15 protein-coding genes are annotated in these 18447 nt (G+C 61.5%); 5 read left to right on the forward strand and 10 right to left on the reverse strand.

The features are described 5' to 3' along the window. Positions 1-22 precede the first annotated feature (22 nt). From H6650_20440 to cyoE, 6 genes are all read right to left on the reverse strand, one after another. A complete protein-coding gene (locus H6650_20440) occupies positions 23-631 on the reverse strand; it encodes a hypothetical protein (protein MCB8954383.1) in 609 nt (202 codons plus the stop codon). A 3-nt stretch (positions 632-634) separates the two neighbouring features. Next, entirely contained in the window at positions 635-1048 is a 414-nt protein-coding gene (locus tag H6650_20445) for a nuclear transport factor 2 family protein (GenBank protein ID MCB8954384.1), read from the reverse strand. Between the two features lie 18 nt (positions 1049-1066). Further along, positions 1067-2314, reverse strand: a complete 1248-nt coding sequence (locus tag H6650_20450) for a dienelactone hydrolase family protein (protein MCB8954385.1) — start codon at positions 2312-2314, stop codon at positions 1067-1069. 134 nt (positions 2315-2448) lie between these two features. Continuing rightward, positions 2449-3141, reverse strand: a complete 693-nt coding sequence (locus tag H6650_20455; GenBank protein MCB8954386.1) for a methyltransferase domain-containing protein — start codon at positions 3139-3141, stop codon at positions 2449-2451. Positions 3142-3170: 29 nt separating this feature from the next. After that, the gene (locus H6650_20460; protein ID MCB8954387.1) at positions 3171-4154 is read right to left on the reverse strand and encodes an SDR family NAD(P)-dependent oxidoreductase; all 984 of its coding nucleotides are present in this window, start codon (positions 4152-4154) and stop codon (positions 3171-3173) included. A gap of 10 nt (positions 4155-4164) precedes the next feature. Next, positions 4165-5004 carry a protoheme IX farnesyltransferase gene (cyoE, locus tag H6650_20465; protein MCB8954388.1) on the reverse strand — a complete coding sequence of 280 codons (840 nt, stop codon included), beginning with the start codon at positions 5002-5004 and terminating at the stop codon, positions 4165-4167. On the opposite strand from cyoE, the gene H6650_20470 reads away from it, so the two are divergent. Continuing rightward, positions 4997-5392, forward strand: coding sequence for a hypothetical protein (locus H6650_20470; GenBank protein ID MCB8954389.1), 396 nt, complete (start codon positions 4997-4999; stop codon positions 5390-5392). The two genes, cyoE and H6650_20470, sit on opposite strands and share 8 nt — an antisense overlap. A 195-nt stretch (positions 5393-5587) precedes the next feature. Here the strand turns inward: H6650_20470 and hydA are convergent, their stop codons facing one another. Next, positions 5588-6949 carry a dihydropyrimidinase gene (hydA, locus tag H6650_20475; protein MCB8954390.1) on the reverse strand — a complete coding sequence of 454 codons (1362 nt, stop codon included), beginning with the start codon at positions 6947-6949 and terminating at the stop codon, positions 5588-5590. A 508-nt stretch (positions 6950-7457) separates the two neighbouring features. Between hydA and H6650_20480 the strand changes: the two genes are divergently transcribed. Both H6650_20480 and H6650_20485 read left to right on the forward strand, forming a co-directional pair. Then, positions 7458-10103: a DUF11 domain-containing protein gene (locus tag H6650_20480; GenBank protein ID MCB8954391.1), complete on the forward strand. Its 2646-nt coding sequence runs from the start codon at positions 7458-7460 to the stop codon at positions 10101-10103. A gap of 503 nt (positions 10104-10606) precedes the next feature. Beyond that, complete coding sequence (locus H6650_20485) at positions 10607-11143, forward strand: DUF1697 domain-containing protein (protein ID MCB8954392.1); 537 nt, start codon at positions 10607-10609, stop codon at positions 11141-11143. 11 nt (positions 11144-11154) lie between these two features. Here H6650_20485 and H6650_20490 read toward each other — a convergent pair whose 3' ends face one another. After that, positions 11155-11526 (reverse strand): response regulator, encoded by a 372-nt coding sequence (locus tag H6650_20490; protein ID MCB8954393.1) that lies wholly within the window; start codon positions 11524-11526, stop codon positions 11155-11157. Between the two features lie 630 nt (positions 11527-12156). On the opposite strand from H6650_20490, the gene H6650_20495 reads away from it, so the two are divergent. Together H6650_20495 and H6650_20500 are read left to right on the forward strand one after the other, a co-directional pair. Next, entirely contained in the window at positions 12157-14505 is a 2349-nt protein-coding gene (locus H6650_20495) for a TolB family protein (GenBank protein ID MCB8954394.1), read from the forward strand. An 18-nt stretch (positions 14506-14523) separates the two neighbouring features. Further along, the gene (locus H6650_20500) at positions 14524-15726 is read left to right on the forward strand and encodes a peptidoglycan DD-metalloendopeptidase family protein (GenBank protein ID MCB8954395.1); all 1203 of its coding nucleotides are present in this window, start codon (positions 14524-14526) and stop codon (positions 15724-15726) included. On the opposite strand, the gene H6650_20505 is transcribed toward H6650_20500, so the two are convergent. Both H6650_20505 and H6650_20510 read right to left on the reverse strand, forming a co-directional pair. Beyond that, positions 15723-16436 (reverse strand): methyltransferase domain-containing protein, encoded by a 714-nt coding sequence (locus tag H6650_20505; GenBank protein MCB8954396.1) that lies wholly within the window; start codon positions 16434-16436, stop codon positions 15723-15725. The genes H6650_20500 and H6650_20505 overlap by 4 nt on opposite strands. A 98-nt stretch (positions 16437-16534) precedes the next feature. Then, positions 16535-18355: a threonine--tRNA ligase gene (locus H6650_20510; GenBank protein MCB8954397.1), complete on the reverse strand. Its 1821-nt coding sequence runs from the start codon at positions 18353-18355 to the stop codon at positions 16535-16537. Positions 18356-18447: the final 92 nt, after the last annotated feature.

The raw sequence follows: 18447 nt of genomic DNA on the forward strand, positions 1-18447 counted from the left end.
TTTTCCGCGAAAACCCGGTTTTTCACAGTAGATACGCCCAGTCTCCCACGCGCACTTCCACCGGCGCGCCATCGTAGGCCGCATAGAAACCGCGCATGCCGTCCCCCAGGAAAACCAGCGCGTTCTTCACCAACTCCACGGCGGGGCGGTGCGGCTTGTGCAGGGCAAAACGAGCAAAGGGCACGCAGGGCACGGCGGCGTTGACGTGCGTCAGATGGATGAGGCCGCCCGCCGTCTGTATGAGCAAGCCGCGTTGGAAGTCGGCGGGGCTAACGGGGGTGTTGGTTTCGATGAGGATGTTTTCGCCGCCACTTCCCGGCCACATGTGGTCGCCATACTGCCGCGTTATCTGGGTGTAGTGGGCGGTAACGTTGAAGGAGATGCTGTTTTCTTTGCCGCGTGGGCGTCCGCTACGGGACCGCGGATGGGCCACATGGTGGACGTCGAGTTGTTCCTGACCATCCGCCAGGCCGATGATGCCTTCCGTGGTGAGGCGGAGCGCGGGTAGGGCGGCAAGCCAGCGAATGTCGTACCAGCGATCATCGCCGTCGCCAACTCGTAAGGGCTGCGTCTGTATTTGCAGGCGGACGATGGGGCCGAGTTCGATTGCGGCAAATCTTTCCTCCAGCATATGTTATTCCTGGTTTTGTATGGGACTTTTTTCCGCGGGCGACTTGTGGACGTGAACAACCTTCCAGCCGTCGGGGAATTTGACCAGGACGCGGCTTTCGTTGTGGGCGCGATGGGTGATCGCGCCATCGACGACGGTGCTGAGCATGAAGGTGTAGCTGACGATGGCGGCGTCGCCGTATCGTTGCAGGCATGGCTCCAGCAGATCGAAGCGGTAGCTGTCCGTTTTGCCAGACCAACTGTTGTCGATCATGAAGAGGTGGAAGTCGAGTCCGTCCTGGCGGTGGGGGACGATGAACCATTCGTAGAGGGAGAGGTCCGCGGCGGTGGTCTCGCGGTAGGTCTGGCTGTCGCGGGTGAAGATGCTGTGCAGGTGTCGTTGGAGGAAGTCCCAGATTTCCCGGTCTTGTTCGTTCATGGCGGGTTCCTTGTGAGGTTAGGGGCGACGGCTGACGATGTAGGCGTCCTGGCGGGTGAGGCCGTCGTTGTCGGAGCGGGCGCTGAGGATGAGGAGGTCGCGGTTGCCGCCAGATGCCGGCACAATCACCGCCACCCCAATCGTCACACTCTCGCCCGGATTCAACAATGGCGTATGGTTGGGCGTGATCACGGTCGGCCATTGATTGCCCACCTTGAAGATGCCATAACTATCCGCCACTTCTCCATCATTGGTGAGCGTCACCGTATACGAGAGCGTCACGCCCGGATTCCCCTGCTGCGTTTGCGCGAACGGAGCCAGCATCATCCCCGGGTCCGATTCCACGGAAACCAACGGATTATTTAGCGTAAACGGTCCCCATACATAAGGCCAGTAGCTTTGGTCCCCCTTCAGGTAGAGGCCAAAGAAAGCCACCAGATTTTGCCGCGTCAGGGCAAGCTGCGTCTGCGCGTCCATGGCGCCGCTGTCGCAAAAGAGCGGGAAAGGATTATCCTGGAAGCCACAATGATAGCCGCCGATCAGCAGGGGCAGCAAGCGCGGCGCGTGGCCGTTGTTGTACATCTCCTGCCCGTTCGTCTCGTAAGGCACAATGGCATCATCGCTGCCGGAAAGCAGGCTGATGGGCACGTGTACGTCGGCCATTGCTGCTTTGGCGGAAGGATTCGTTTCCGCCGCGGCCATGTTTAACACCGCCTTCACGCGGTTGTCCGCGGCGGCGGCCAGGATGCTGGCTCCGCCACCCATGGAGTGCCCGGAGAGGCCAAAATGGGCGGTGTCCACACTCTGGTAGAAAGGCGAGGCGGCATTGCTGTTTTCATTTTCCAGCCAGGTCAGGGCGTCGCTGAGGTCTTGGGCAAACTGGGCGTGGTTTGGGAACAGCCCCAACTCTGATTCCGGCGCCACCACGATGTAGCCATGCCCCGCCAGGTCTTCCAGCGTGGGCTGATACCGGTCTGGGTGCTGGAAGAAGCCGTGCCCAAAGGAAACGGCGGGGTAGGGTCCCTGGCTGGGATCAAAGGGTGTGTTGTAGCCGGCAGCCGTGGCTGGATAAATGATGAGGAGGACGTAAGAGCCGCCGCCCGTGCGCGGCACGGTTTCCGTGCGCCAGCCAACGGGTTGGAGTTGGGGAGCGGGGAACGGTTGGGGCGTTATGGTCGGGGTATCGTCTGCCAGGGCCGTTCCCACGACGAGCAGACTGAGCAACAGAAGTAGGTGAAACCAGTGGACAGGGTGCGAACGGGGCATGAGGGAAACTCCTTCATCGAGGTTGTATCTGGTTGCGAACCTTCCTGGAAGCTGATTCTCAGGCGAGAGTCGTCTCATATACAGTTTCCAGGAAGTGTTGGGAATCCATCACATTGTAGTTGACAAGACGTGCGTCAGGTTGGTGATTTACGCGCCATGATTAGATCATAGTTGATTTGCCACAATTGGCAATGAACCTGCGTCAGCCCCATCTCTTGCAGCAGGCGCACCATCTGGGTTTCGGAGCGGTGGCGATGTAGGAACAGATGGGCTTCGCTTCCTTTGCGCCGCGTTGTCATCAACACGCCGCCCGGACGCAAAACGCGGGTCATTTCGCGCAGGGCGTCTTCGTCGGAGGGCAGAAATTCCAGCGCCTCCAGGCAAGTGACGGCGTCGAACTGGGCGTCAGGGAAAGGGAGTGGCGTGGCGGCGTGCCGCCGGAGCTGACAGCGCGTGCCATAGGGCGCCAGTTTCCGCCGCGCCTGGGCCAACATGCGGGATGAGGCATCCACGGCCACGAGCGTGCCCGTGAATGTGGGTTGTTGCAGCAGGTCAAAGGGAACCCGCCCCGTGCCTGTGGCTACGTCCAAAATCACGGGCGCGGGACAATCCGCCAGCGCTGCCATCAGGGGGCGGACGACCAGGTGTTCTTCGTCCGCGGTGTCAAATTCCTTGATGGCATCGTATCGGTGAGCTGTCAGATCGTAAAGCCAGACCACGACGCGCCGCCCCAGGAAGGCGCCTTCCGTGTCAATGATGAGCCAGTAGAAAAGGAGAAAGAGGAGGAGGCCGACCAGAAGAACAAAGAGAAGATAGAGGAAAAGCATGGGGGTGGCCGACGTTTTTGGGGGGGGCGTCAGGTGGGCGGAAGATAGCCTTGCTGCCGCAGCCATTGTTCGGCGCGGCGCATGCCCTCGGCAATGGACACGCGCGGCCGGTAGCCCAGGAGTTGTTCCGCTTTGGTGGTGGGGTAGATGGCTTTGGCGGTGTAGAAGGCGAGCAGGTCGGGTGTGATGCCGCCGGGGCGGACGTAGCGGATGACGGGTTTGACGAGGAACAGGGGCAGCGAGACGGGGCGGCGGCCGCACATGTCGCCGTAGTAGGTGAAGAATTGCCGCCAGGTGATGGGGGGATCGCAGAAGTTGAAGGCGTTGCCGGCAGCGGCAGTCTGGGAACCCGCGAGCAACATGCCATCCAGCAGGTTGTCAATGTATACGGGACAGGCATAGCCATCACCGCGTCCGAGAATGACGGGGGTGCGCTTTTGCACCAGCGTGAGCATGTTTACGGTCCAGGCGCGGGCGCGAGGTCCGTAGACCATGCCGGGACGGACAACAGTGAGGGGGAGATTGATCTCCTGGGCCAGGCGACGGGCTTCTGTTTCGCCTATTGCCTTTGTGCGTCCGTAGATGTCGCGTTGTGTGGTGCTCAGGGGCTGTTGTTCGCTGATGGAACCGTCGCGGGGTGGTCCATAAGTGGCGACGGAACTGACGTGGATGAATCGGGAAATGCCGGCATTTCTCGCCATGCGCACCAATTCCAACGTGGCCGTCACATTCAGCCGATACGCCTCCGATTCCTGACCGTGGCGGCGGCTGAGCCAGGCGGCCACGTGGAACAACACATCCTGACCGGCCACGGCGTCGTGCATAGCTGCCGCATCCAGCAGGTCCGCTTGCCGTAGCATCACGCTGGCCTCTCGCAAATGGGTGGCGGCGGCCAGATTGCGGCCCAGGCCGGTGACATGCGCGCCCGCGTCGGCCAACCGCCGCGCCAGTGCGCCGCCGATGAAGCCCGTGGCTCCCGTGATGAGGACTCGTTTGCCTGACCAAAACGACATGGGAAACGAGTTAGATGCCGCGCAGCAGTGTGTCGGCAAAGATGAGGAAAAGGAGAATGGTGAGGTAAATGTTGGAGGCCAGGAAGAGGGATTTGGCGTTTCGTGGCGTGGTCTGGCGAATGAGGCGAATGTTGCGCCAGAGCAGGTCAATGGTCAGCAGGGCCGTGGGGATGAAATAGAGCCAGCCGAGGGCGGGGACGAGACCCAGGCCGATGGCGGCGAGGCCGGTGGGCAGGGTGTGTGAGAGTACCCACCATGAGGCTTCGTGCGCAGTCACTTTTGCCGGCAACATCGGCACATCCGCGCGTACATAATCATCCCGATACAGGATCGCCAGGCTCCAAAAATGCGTCGGCGTCCACAAAAAAATTAGCAGCGCCAGCACAATCACCCCAGGATCGCGCCACGCTCCAACAGCCGCCCCCCCCGTCATCACCGCCGCGCTACCCGCTGCCCCGCCGATGATGATATTCAGCAGCGTGCGCGGCTTCAGCCAGATGGTGTAGACACCCACGTAAATGATGGCCCCCAGGAGTAAGAAAAACGCCAGGGGAGGATTAAACATCCACGTCGCCAGGACGGGGAGGATGATCATGAGCGTGCCAACGTAGAGTACCCATTGAGGATTGGGAATGTCCCCATTCACCAGTGGGCGTTTGTGCGTGCGCCCCATGGCCCCGTCTTTGTGCCGCTCCAGGTATTGGTTCAGGGAGGCGGCCCCGGACGCCGCCAGACCCCCGGCCCCTAACACCAACATGAGATGCCATAATCCAGGCCAGCCCCCCGCGCCCAGAAATGCACCGCCCACGGCGGCCATCAGCAGCAGCGACACGACGCGTAGCTTGAACAAGACGACAATCATGTGCAAAAACGCGCGCCAATCCTGGCGTAGCGAAATCGCCTTTGCCCCGCCTAAATCTTTCGTTAGAGGTTCGTTTGCCATGCAGTGCATTGTAACCTTTTTCACGGACGGATACAAACAGCGTGATGTGGGGATTTTGGGGGTGGACTTGCCCCAGGAGGATGAAATCAGGAAGGAGTGGAGCATACCTTTTGACCGTCCGAAAATAACGCCACTCTTTCTACGGACGGTTACTGACAAGCAGCCGCTATCATGGATAGCCGCTATCTTAATTGCGGACGGCCACCTGGAGGCGCTTAATGCCGGCATTTCCGTTTCATACGGAGCGGAAATCAAATCAGATGACGAAGCCATTTCCTTACCGCTCCTTATGTAAGATTGGAAACGATGGATGCGCCGGAAGGGTTTTTGCTCGTCGGATAGTCCGAAGTTGATTTTGGGTGAACCCTTTAAGATTGACAATAGGGGAGTAACTGCTAAGCCAGATTGGCCCCATTTTTCTGGTGAAAATGGTCATTGAGCGCGTGAAATTGGTCCAATCTTCAGTGAGCGTTAGTAGTTACATAGCGGATTAGAAATGCCGGCACACAAACTGCCCCTGACCCGGCCGCCCCACAAACGCGCCATCTCGCACCAGCCACCGCCCCCGGCTGAGCGTGTGCCGGGGCCAGCCGGTGAGTTGGCGACCCGCGTAAAGCGTCCAGTCCACATTCTCGTGCAGCGTCTCCGTGGAGAGCGTTACCGGCCATTGCGGGTCGAAAACGACCAGATCGGCATCATAACCGACGGCAATCTGCCCTTTGTGGGTCAATCCCATCAACTGCGCGGGCGTTGTGCAGCAACGGGCCACCCATTGGGATAGTGACAAACGCCCCGCGCCGACGCCAAACGTGTAGGCGAGAGCAAAGCGGCTTTCAATGGAGGGAACCCCGCCAGGGATGCGGCTGAAGTCTTCCAACGCCGCCGCTTTGTCCGCCAGCCAGAAAGGGCAGTGGTCGGTGGAGATGACCTGCAAATCCCCACGCGCCAGCGCCGCCCACAGATGTGCCTGCTCTGAGCGCGGGCGCAGCGGCGGCGAGCAAATGGGCAGCGCACCGGCTACGCCTGGCTGCTCAAACAGGCTGTCGTCCAGCAGCAGGTATTGGGGGCAGGTTTCGCCGTAGACGGGCTGCCCCTGGGCGCGGGCGGCGGCGATGCGTTCCACGACGGCCTGGCAGGAGACGTGAAAGATGTAGACGGGGGTTTCCGCGAGAGCGGCCAGATTGATAACGCGCCCGGCGGCTTCCCCTTCCATGAGTGCCGGGCGGCTGCGGGGATGCCAGCGCGGTTCGGTGCGCCCGGCGGCCAGATTTTGCCGCACCAGGGCTTGGATGACGTCCCAGTTTTCCGCGTGGACGATGGGCAGGCCACCGGCGCGGCGGATGGCCTGGAAGGATTGCAGGAGTTCGCCATCGTGGAGGCGGAAGCTGTAGGCCATGTAATGTTTGAAGCTGGGGCAGCCGGCGGCGACGACGGCGGGGACCTGGTCCAGTTTGGGGATGTCCGTGGGGGTGATGGTCATGTGGAAGCCGTAGTCGATGACGGCGCGTTCGGCGGCCAGCATGTGCCGTTCGTGGAGGGCGTCTAGGAGGGGTTGCTGGGGGCGGGCTTCGACGAAGTCGATGATGGTGGTGGTTCCGCCGAGGGCGGCGGCGCGGGTTCCGGTGAAGAAGTCGTCGCCGGTGGTGAGGGGGCCGATGGGGTATTGCAGGTGGACGTGGACGTCCACGGCGCCGGGGGTGACGATGTGTCCCTGGCAGTCGATTTCTTCGGTGCCGTGGAGGTGGTGGGCAATGCCGGCAATCTTCCCCCCCATCACCCCCACATCCGCCGCCACCACCGCCTCTCCCATCACCACCAGACCATTTTTCAAGACCAGATCATAGTCACTCATCTTGAGCATCTCCTTGAGAGTCCGGGAGGGGCGAGTTTGCGGGTCTACGAGAAAGCGCGCCACTAACCACTCGCCACTCGCCACTCGCCACTAACCACTCGCCACTCGCCACTCGCCACTAACCACTCGCCACTCGCCACTCGCCACTCGCCACTCGCCACTCGCCACTCAATGGTATTGGGTGACATTCGTCAGGCCAAAATCATGCCGAAGATCACTTCCACCCCCTCGCCGGGCAAGCCTAATGTATTTGTGGGGTAATGCCTTGCATACGCCCGGGAGTTTCAGTCAGGCCCTACTGACTCGCCACGAGCCTTCTGCCACCCTCATTGCTGCCATGTCAAGCAGGCGAATTTCTGGCCCATTTATACCCCAGGCCGGCGCCTGACCATCGCGTTTGTCATGGTGTCCGTGTGGATACCTGCTCCGTGGCCCGCTGGCGACCGGGCCATCAACCACCAACGACCAACCCGCTTCAATTTTAATCCTCAGCCCTCAGAGGTGTACGATGCGACGTCCTTCTATTCTTTTCTGGGGATTGGCCTGCGTTCTCGCGGGTCTTATGTTGGCGCTAATGGTGATGACGTGGCCGGCGGCGGCATTTGATCGTAGCGCCGCTTTGGCTGAAGCAGATGCCGGCATTCTCACAACCCTGCACCTGGAAGTAAATTACGGTCATGACTGGGCCTATGTGGAAACCTCCCCGTGGGCCACCGTCCTCATCACCGTGACCAACAGCGGCGGCTTTCGCGCCACCGTCACCGGTCAGGCGGATGGCGATGGTTATTTCTATTCGTTTGCATGGCCGTGGGAGCCTATGCCCATCGACATTATCCCGCAAGATAGCGTCTTTGCCGAGTCGGCAGGCATGACGGCGGCGGTCGATCCCGTGGGCACAATTACCGGAAATGTGAACGTCACCGCGGATAAAATTGCCGGCACAATCTCCGCCCCCTGGTTTGCGCCAGACAATCTACCCGTCACCTGCGCCGTCTGGCAAGAAGGCGGCCCCGGCATGACCATTCCCAACGTGCCCGCCGCTGGCGGGAGCTACGTCTGTGACTTCTCCGGCCAGTGGGACATCCAGCCGGGGCAAGAAGTGGGCGTCTACTACCGGGAACCGGATGGCGACCTGGTGGTTAACGTCTTCCACGCGCCCGCTGCCGATATGCGTGTGGAAAAGTGGGCGGATGGCAACAACAGGGTCGCTCCGGGCGGTCTCATGGTCTTCCAACTGACCTACACCAACGACGGTGACGCCACCGCCACGACCGTCTGGCTCACGGACACCCTGCCCGCCAACACCAGCTACGTCACCGACAGCAGCGGCGTCGTTCCCACCGTCGTCGGGAACCAGGTCGTCTGGCAGCTTGGCCCGGTGGCGATGGGCGCGAACGACACATTTGAGGTGGTGCTGACAAACATGAATCCCACCGGCGCGGTCGTTACAAATCAAGCGGACATTGCCGCGCCCAACGATTTTAACGCGACCAACAACCATGCCGAAGCGCAGGTGACGGTCGCCACGGGCACGCCCGACTTGCATATCGTCAAGTATATCATTCCGGGCGATCCCGTCCCCGGCCAGAGTTTTACCTACGAACTCTGGTATGGCAATAATGGCCCCGTGCCCAGCGGCACAGCCACGATTGTGGACACATTGCCGCCGCACACAACCATCGTCTCCTGGTATTCCGCCAACGAATACGGCCTGTGGCAGGACAATAGCACAGCGAGTCAACTCGTCCTGCAAGCGCCAACCCTCCCTGGCTATTGGAGTGACCGGATTATTCTGCGCTTGCTGTTGGACAATAGCGCGCAATCGGGCACGCCGTTGACCAATGTCGTGGAGATCACGGCTCCGGTGGATGCCGACCTGGACAATAACGCCTACCTGCATCATTGGGGCCAGGTTGGTCAGCCACGCTGGGATGGCAGCGTTACGCAAGATTGGGGTTGGGGAACGCTGACCGCCGGCGGTGAGATTGGGTTCAACCTGCATGTATGGAACGAAGGGAACATGGCTGCCGTTTCCACGCTCGTGGATACGCTGCCCGCCAACACGACTTTCAAGGATGCCTGGGCCTGGGTGGGGCCGGATTATGTGCTCTTCCCGCCGGACAGCGTGGATGCTGGAACGCTCACCTGGAATCTGGGGATGATGCAGCCGGCGGACCACGTGGACATTGATTTGCGGCTGGCGATTGGCGCGGGCGTAAATGCCGGCACAGAACTAACCAACTGCGCCGACCTGTACACCGACGGACCGGAGAGTGTGCTGTTCAATAACCACGCCTGCGTCACGGACGTCGCGCAGACGCTCGGCCCCAACCTGCGCCTGAACAAGGCGTATTGGTGGGAGTCGCAAAGCCGGTTAGACTTTGCCCTGCTGCTGCAAAACGTGGGCACGCGCCCGCTGCGCAACGTCTGGGTGACGGATAATTATCCGGCGGGCGTCAGTTGGAACGGCGACTGGTGGGTGGATTATGGTCCGCAGATCACGGTCACGCACCATACGGGAGAGCAGCAGCTCCTCTTCTGGCTGGACGAACTGCATCCGGGCGAGGCGGCGCGCATCAACTATCGCGTCAATGTCAGTCCTGACCTGATTGGCGTCCCTGGTCTGAGTTTCACTAACATGGCGGATGCGCCCGTGGCCGATGATGTGCATCTGGCCGATAATGCTGCTTCGCTGACGGCAACCACGGGACCAGACCTGTACGTGGAGAAGTGGCTATCCGCCGGCGAACCGCGACCGGGCGCGATCATCACGTTTACGGTCCGCTTTGGCAATATGAGCGCGTGGCCCTGGGACAGTGGTCCAGAGACGGTTTTGCGGGATACAATGCCGGCAGAATTGACCTTCATCAAAGCCACCGCGCCCTGGAACCGGAACAACCTGTGGATACCCACCGTTCTGCCGGGCAACGTGCTACAATGGAATTGGGGCACGATGTGGGGCGGCGGCATGTGGCAGTTTGATATCGTCGCGCAGGTTGCGGATAATGCGCCCTGGGACGCCGTATTGGTCAATCAGGTAGAAGTGACTTCTCTCGACCCGGACGACATCGAAGCAAACACCGACAACAACACCGCCGCCGCCACCTTTGTCGTCACCATCCACCATCTCTACCTGCCCTATACGGCGCGCTAACCACTCTCGAAAACACCATGGAGGGCGAGTTGGAAACTCGCCCTCTTCAAAACCGGCAATTCCCCATATGAATTGCTTTTGCGGCGAAATCCCTGGCAAAACGCCCTGGCTCGTCAGAAGAGGGGCTTGGCATGGCTTGTTCCAGAGAAGACGACACGCACCGCGGCGCACCACGGGCGGGTTGCCCACCCGCCCTACAAGCTATTTACACAGGAGACTGCACCGGCTGCCACCGACCACCATGAATGAAAATGGTGTGCCGTCGTAGCCCGATTTTCCAAATCGGGCGGGCGATTTGGAAAATCAGCCTACATTTTCGAAGGAGCAGAATGGGCTTAACCCACGAAATCGCTATAATTGAAATTGCCGGCAATCTGGACAAACAATGCTTTCTGGGATGCTATGCTGCCGGCATTTAACCACCCCACCCTCGCCAAATAACGGGAAAAACAGCCCGGCAGCTTCCATGAACCGTCTCGAAACGGAAAGGAGTCGTCAATTCTTTGACCCGATACGCTGCTTTTTTACGCGCCATCAACGTCGGCGGACGCACCGTGAAAATGGAGGCCCTGCGCCAGATTTTCGCCGACCTCCTCTTTGCCAACGTGCAAACGTACATCCAATCGGGCAACGTGGTTTTTGACGTGGATGATGCGGATGCCGCCGCGTTGGCGCAGCTCATCGAAGCCCATTTGCAGGAGGCGCTGGGCTACGCCGTGCCGACCTTCCTGCGCACGACGGACGAACTGCGGGCGCTGGCCGATGCCTGGCCGTTTCCACATACGGCGGAGGGGAAGGATGTAACGTTATACGTGGCCTTTGTGCGGGCGAAACCGCCGGCGGCGCGCCAGGCGGAACTGTTGGCGCAGGCCAACGAGGTGGACCTATTCCACGTCGCGGGGAACCATGTGTTCTGGTTGCGGCGGCGTTATTTGGGGGAATCGGCGTTTTCCGGGGCGCGTATTGAGAAGGCGCTGGCCACGGCGGCAACGGTGCGCAATATCAGCACGATTCGGAAGATGGCGCGGAGATTTGCCTGAGCGCCGGCCAATCAGGGGCGGGCGAGGACTTCGCGGATCTTGCGCACCAGGTCCGAGGGGGCAATGGGCTTGTAGAGGTATTCGTCCGCGCCGGCGGCGAATCCGGCGGCGCGCTCTTGCCCCCCGGTCAGGCCGGAAAAGAGGATGAAGCGCGTGGTGTTGAGGTCGGGGTGGGCGCGTAAATGCCGGCACACTTCATACCCCGTCATCCCCGGCATCGTCACATCCGACAACACCAGGTCTGGCCTATCCGCCAGCGCCAGTGCCAGCCCGGCCTCCCCCGTATTCGCCAGCAACACCTGAAAACCGGAAATCCGCAGCATCCTGTCCAACACGCGCAACATGTGCGCGTCATCATCGATCACCAGTATTTTTGCCGCCATCGTCACGCACCTGCCCAAAACGAACAACTGTTGTGACTATTCCGTTTTTCAAGCAAGACCTGCCAGGTTTAATCCGTTTCGGTGTTGTTTCTCAAGAAACCTGGCTCCGGATATAGTTACCAACTTTTTTCAAATACATGCGTCAGGGTGCTCGCATCTGGCACGGCTTGATTGCCCCTGCATACGCAAACGGAACAATGGTCACAGATATATCATAGACGCCGCCTTTTCGCTGTGAAGACCTTGTGAAAACACTCCGGCGCGGCCGCTGCGTGCCGGCAATAGTCCATACTTACCATACCCCGCCCGCCCAACTCCCTTGACGACGCCTACCCCCATGCTACACTGACAAAACATGCACCGACATCATCTTGTCTTGTCGTAACTACTAACGCTCTCTGCAGATTGGACCAATTTCACCTGAGAAAATTGGTCCAATCTGGCTTAGCAGTTACGTCTTGTCCACCTATTATGATGAGTATTCATCTTCCCGGAAGCTGCATCGACGTTGAATGGCTCAAATGATGAGACGATTCTGGTTGGGATTGGCGCTGCCGGGAAAGTGTGTCAGGCAACGAAATCCATCCTCTCATCGGTGACAGGACAAGCGCGCACGGCAGCGGGTAAAACATGTCCCCTCGTTGGCTCCACAAAGCGGTACAGCGTCCCCGTCGCTTTCTGGCGCGCCGATTTTCGGCGGGCCAGTGGGCGGCGTTGCCGCGCTTTGCCTGGCGCGTGCTGGGTCCGCCGCTGCGCCTGCTGTGGCGCCCCCTGGCGTGGCTGCTGCGCCCCTTTCTGGCCGCCGCCCGCGCCATCTGGCGTTTAGTGGGGCGCATGGGATTGGCGCTGCGTAACCTGCTGCGCTGGTTCATTTGGACCCCCCTCTTTTTTCTTTCCACCCCCCTCCGCTGGCTCTTTCGCTACCTGCTGCTGCCGCTGCTCCTACGCCCGTTGTGGCGTTTTTTGCTGGCCCCGCTGGGACGAGGGCTGCGTGGTTGGGTGCGCGGACGCTGGCAGTCGGGCGCGCCCACGCGCCAGCGGTGGCGGCGGCGCTGGGTATCGCGGCAAGCGCTTTTGCGCGCGCGCTGGCGGCTGTGGCTGCGCCGTCGGCGGCCACCCGCCGATGCGGTTTTTGTGGCGGATGCGAATACGGGGCTTAGCTATGTGGCCACGCGGGAAAGGCAGCGACGTCGCGGGCGGCTGCGTTTGCTGCGTCTGGCTTCCGGGCTGATTGCGCTGAATCTGGTGTTTGTGGGGCTTGGTTCCATGATCACGCGGGAACCGCCTCGTTCGCTGGCAAGTGGAATGCCGGCACAAACCCTCCTCCCTACACCCCTACTACCCACCGCCACGCCCGTTCCCCCCACGCCTACCGCCACCAACACCCCGCGCCCCGCGCCCACCATCGCCCTCTCCCCCTGGCCCACCCCCGACCTCCTCAGCGGCGGCAGCCTCCTCTTCACCATGCGGCAGGATGGCAACAGCGACCTATACGCCCTCACCGTGGGCCAATCCCGCCCGCTGCGCCTCACCAGCCACTCCGCCGCCGACCGCGACCCCGCCTGGAGTCCCGACGGCAGCCAGATCGCCTTCGCCTCCCACCGGGATGGCAACTGGGACATCTACATCCTCGACTTGCGCCAGGGCAGCCTGCGCCGCCTCACCGATGACGTCGCCTTTGACGGCGGCCCCAACTGGTCCCCCGACGGGGAGTGGCTGGTGTACGAGTCCTATCGCGGCGACAACCTGGACATCTACATCACCCGCGCCGATGGCTCCGGCCAACCCATCCAGTTGACGCGCGATCCCGCGCCTGATTTTTCGCCGGTCTGGTCGCCCGGCGGTCGCCATGTCGCCTTCACAAGCTGGCGCACGGGCAACAAGGACATCTTCATCATGCCCCTGGACGCGGCGCAAGATGCGGCGGCCATCAACGTGTCGCATTCCCCCGACCGGCACGAAGACCACCCACGCTTCAGCCCCGATGGTCGGTTCCTCGCGTTTGATGACGACAGCAGCGGGTTTGACCTGGTGTATGAGGCGGCGCTGGCGGATTATGCGCCGACGGGCGAACCGGTGAGCCTGGGGCAGGGGCGGCAGCCGGCGTGGTCGCCCGATGGGGAGGCCATCTTGTATGTGCATGAGGGGAATGGGCGGACTTATTTGATTGCCGGCAATACCACCGCCTGGAATATTGCCCCGCAAGCCTTTGCCGGCGAAGGCTTCATCGAAGACCCCGTCTGGTCCCCCTACCGCCTGCCGGCGGAACTGGCCGCCCGCCTTCCCGACGAAGCGCCGCTCGCCCCCCTCTACACGGAAATCGTCGATCCCCCCGCCGCGGCTGGCCCCCCATATCTGCTGCAATCGCTCCCCGTGCGCGCGCCGGCGCCCTACCTGAGCGACCGCGTGGACGATTCCTTCGCCGCCTTGCGCACGCGCGCGCAGCAGGAAACTGGACTCGACTTTTTAGCCCAACTGGACAGTATGTTTGAGCCGCTGGACAGGCAGCCACTGCCGGGACAGAGTCCGCGCACCTGGAATAAAGCGGGGCGCGCGTTTGACCTCAGTTATCGTCCGGTGCTGGCGTTTGATCCGCAGGTGGAAGTTTTGCGGCAGGATCGCGGCTATCAGGTTTTCTGGCGCGTGATGTTGCGGGCGGCGGTGCAGGATGGCACGCAAGGGGAGCCGCTGCGGGACTTACCTTGGGATTTTCGCGCGCGCTATGGGCAGGATGCCCGCTACTACGACGAGGGGGGAAAGTGGAAGGATGCCATTCCGGCGGGGTATTATGTAGACTTGACCACGCTGGCGGCTGATTATGGCTGGCAGCGCGTGCCGGCGGATACCGCCTGGCGCACCTATTTCCCCAGCATTCGCTTCTGGCACTTCGAGAAGCAAGAGGGGCTTACCTGGGAAGCGGCGATGGCGGAGTTGTACGACGCGGCGGAACTGGAAGAGCGTTTTGGTGATGTGCCATAAATGAAGTGGATGGGCCGTTTGCTCCTTCTTGTCGCGGCCACGGTGATGGTATCTTGCGCCGGCAGCACGCCAACCACACCCCGCCTGCTATCCACCAGCGCCGCGCCCCCGCTCACGCAAACGATGACTCTGGCGGCGGGCCAACCCCTGCGCGCGACGGTCCAGGACGCCCATCCGCTCTCCGATGCGCCGCCGTCGGACAGCGCCCTCGCGGCGACGATTTCTCCCTTGACGCCCACGCCTACCCGGTTAAGTGCCGGCATTCGCGCCGATCAAGCACAACTCCGGTGGCCGCCAGATACCGGTCCCGCGCCCCCGTCTGATTGGCGTCCGCCCCCCTACGAAGTCCCCCTGTCGTTACACCCAGACGACCATTACTGGCTCATCCGCCCCCTGCCCTCCGGCACGCGCAACTACGACCTCGAATACTACCCCTACGGCAGCGACGTGCTGCTGGCGCAATACGCACCCTATCGTATTCATCACGGGCTGGATTTCCCCAATCCCAGCGGTACGCCGATTTTGGCCGCCGCCAGCGGGGAGGTCATCTGGGCCGGGTCGCTGCCCAACCCGCGGAGCGGCATCAACTACTACGGCAACACCGTCATTATCCGGCACGACTGGCAGTGGCGCGGTCAGGACGTATTCACGCTGTATGCGCACACGCTGGAGCTGTTCGTCGAAGTGGGCGAACACGTGGCACAGGGGGAGTTGATTGCCGGGGTGGGGGCGTCGGGCGAGGTGTCCGGGCCGCATTTACACCTGGAAGTGCGCATTGGAAATAACAACTATTATGACACGCGCAATCCGCTGCTGTGGCTCGCGCCGTATGAGGGTTGGGGGACGCTGGCGGGACGTTTTGTGGACAATCGGGGGGTGATGATTCCGGGGGCGGATATTACGTTGTATCCCGTGGATGCGGATACGACGACGCGGCGCACGCGCACGTACCAGGAGGGTGTGGACCCGGATGAGGTGTGGCGAGAGAATTTTGTGGTGGGGGATTTGCCGGCAGGACGCTACACGCTCACCCTTTCGTTTGAAGGCACGTCCTACCGCCGCACTCTGGACGTTCTCCCCGGACGCACCAACTTCGTCGTCGTCGCCGCCAACTTCACCTTCGTCCCTACCCCCACCCCCACACCCACCTACACCCCCACGCCCACCATCCCCCTCACCGTCACCCTGCCCATCACCTCCACGCCGACCCTCCAACCTTAATCGGCAAACAGGGAGGAATCTGCCGGAGGGGGCGGAGCGTGCGCGACAACAAGAGCCACGGGCAGGCCCCACATCTGGTTTTGCCGTGATTGCGTGACGTGGAAGTTGGCCTGTGCCAACAGTTGTCGCGTGGGGATAGGGCGACAATCCACGAGCGTGGGCAGCCGCCGGTGCGCCCATTCGTAGCCGCGCAGGGCGGTCCGCGCCAGCCGGCCAGGGCGCGCGGGCAAATCCAGCGCCACCACGCCCAAGCGCCCGCCCGGGCGCAGCACGCGGGCGCACTCCGCCAACACCTGGGGAATCTCCGGCGTATCGAACAACTCCAGCGTGAAGCTCATGAAAACCAGGTCGAAGGATTCGGCGGCAAACGGCAGATGCGCCGCATCTCCTGTTTCCAACGTCACGCGCGCCGCCATCCCCGCCGCTCCCAGTCGTCGTCGGGCTATGGCTATCATTCCCGGCGAAAGGTCAATACCCCACACATGGCCGGAGCCACCCACCGCCCGCGTCAGCGCCAACAGCCCACGCCCTGTGCCCGCGCCCATTTCCAACGCCTGCTCCCCAGGCTGCACGCGCAGCAAACGCAGCCCCGCCATCATGTGCCGATGTTCGCTGGCCGCCAGCAAATCATACCAACGGCTCAGGCGATCATAGCTGGCCTGGGCCGCGGCTCTGGAGCGGGTCACACGACTGATACTATCATCGTTCATCGGCGGAATCAGGTGAAAGGGAGGACGCGGACGAACAGGGCGTACGCGGATTCTTGTCGTTTCCACGCACCTGGCGCTCGTCCGCGTCCGGCCATGATTTACAGGTCGCCGGCGCGCTGCGCCAGGATTTGCCCGGCGCGCTCTTTGAACTGGGCCAGCGGCATGGGGCCGAGGTTGTCGTTGTTGCGCGTACGCACGGCCACCGCGCCTTGTTCCATTTCCTTATCGCCGACGACGAGCATGTAGGGCACTTTTTGCAACTGCGCCGCGCGGATTTTGGCGTTCATGCGCGCGTTGCTGTCGTCCACTTCCACGCGCAACCCTATGCCGCGCAGTTCCGCGGCCACCTGGCGCGCGTAGGGAACGTGGTCGTCCGTGATGGGGATCATCACGGCCTGCACGGGGGCCAGCCAGAGGGGAAATGCGCCGTTGAAGTGTTCGATGAGGATACCCACGAATCGCTCCATACTGCCAAACGGGGCGCGATGAATCATCACGGGACGATGTTTCTGCCCATCCGCGCCCGTGTATTCCAGCTCGAAGCGTTCTGGGAGGAGGAAGTCTACCTGGACCGTGCCGAGCTGCCATTCGCGCTTTAAGACGTCGCGGAAGATGAAATCGAGTTTGGGGCCGTAGAAGGCGGCTTCGCCGGCTTCGACGCTGTAGTTGATGCCGACTTTGTCGGCGGCTTTTTTGATGGCGTTGATGCCGCGCTCCCACATTTCGGGCATGCCGGCATATTTGTCGCTGTTCGGGTCGTTCGTGCCCAGGCGCGCGCGGAAATCAGAGAATCCCATCGTCTGGAACACATACTGAATCAGGTGCACCACCTCAATAAACTCATCTTCCAACTGGTCCGGCGTCACAAACAGGTGCGAATCGTCCACCGTGAAGCCGCGCACGCGCGTCAGCCCCGTCAGTTCGCCGCTCTTTTCGTACCGATACACCGCACCAAACTCCGCCAACCGCAGCGGCAGGTCCCGGTAGCTGCGCGGCTCACTCTTGTAAATCTCAATGTGGTGCGGGCAGTTCATCGGCTTCAGCAGGAACGCCTCCCCATCCACATCAATAGGCGTATACTGGCTGTCCTTGTAGTAGGGATAGTGCCCGCTCGTGACGTACAGGTCCAGCTTGCCGATGTGCGGCGTCATCACGGGCAGATAGCCGCGTTCCACCTGGGCGCGGCGGAGGAAGCTCTCCAGCGATTCGCGCAGAATCGTCCCTTTTGGCAGCCACAGCGGCAGGCCAGAACCCACCAGCGCCGAGATGTGAAACAGCCCTAGCTGCTTGCCCAGGCGGCGGTGGTCGCGTTGTCTTGCTTCTTCCAGGCGGCGCAGGTAGTCATCCAGTTCGACTTTGTTATGCCAGGCCGTGCCATAGATGCGTTGCAATTGGGGGCGGTTTTCGTCGCCGCGCCAGTAGGCCCCGCTCGTGCGCAGGATTTTGACGGCGTTGGCTTTGATGAAGCGCGTTGCCGGCATATGCGGTCCCCGACACAGGTCCACAAAGTTGCGATGCTGATAAATGCCCACCTGCTCCACCGGCGCGGAGATGGGATTGCCGTTTTCATCCACTTTGCCGGCAGCCAACTCATGAATAAGCTCCAGCTTATACGGCTGGTCGGCAAAAAACGCCTCCGCCTCCGCCACAGACTTGGAAGACTGCTCAAACGACGCATTGCTTTTCAGCAATTCCTTCATCCGCTGTTCGATTTTCTCCAGGTCCTCCGGCGAGAACGTAATCGGCTTCCCATTCTCATCCTTGCCCAGGTCAAAATCATAGTAGAATCCATCCTCAATGGGCGGGCCAATCGCCAACCGCGCTTCCGGGAAGTAGGACAGCACCGCCTCGGCCATCACGTGCGCCGCCGAATGGCGAATTCTGTACAGATCAGATTGCTCATAAGGAACTTCGTTCATTTCCGACATCATCAAACCTCCAAAATTAGAACAGGGGAAACAATGTTGATGGACAGTGGTCGGAACGCAAACCGGGCCAGTTCCCTGACATT

The sequence above is a fragment of the Ardenticatenales bacterium genome (assembly GCA_020634515.1).
Classification (GTDB): Bacteria; Chloroflexota; Anaerolineae; order Promineifilales; family Promineifilaceae; genus JAGVTM01.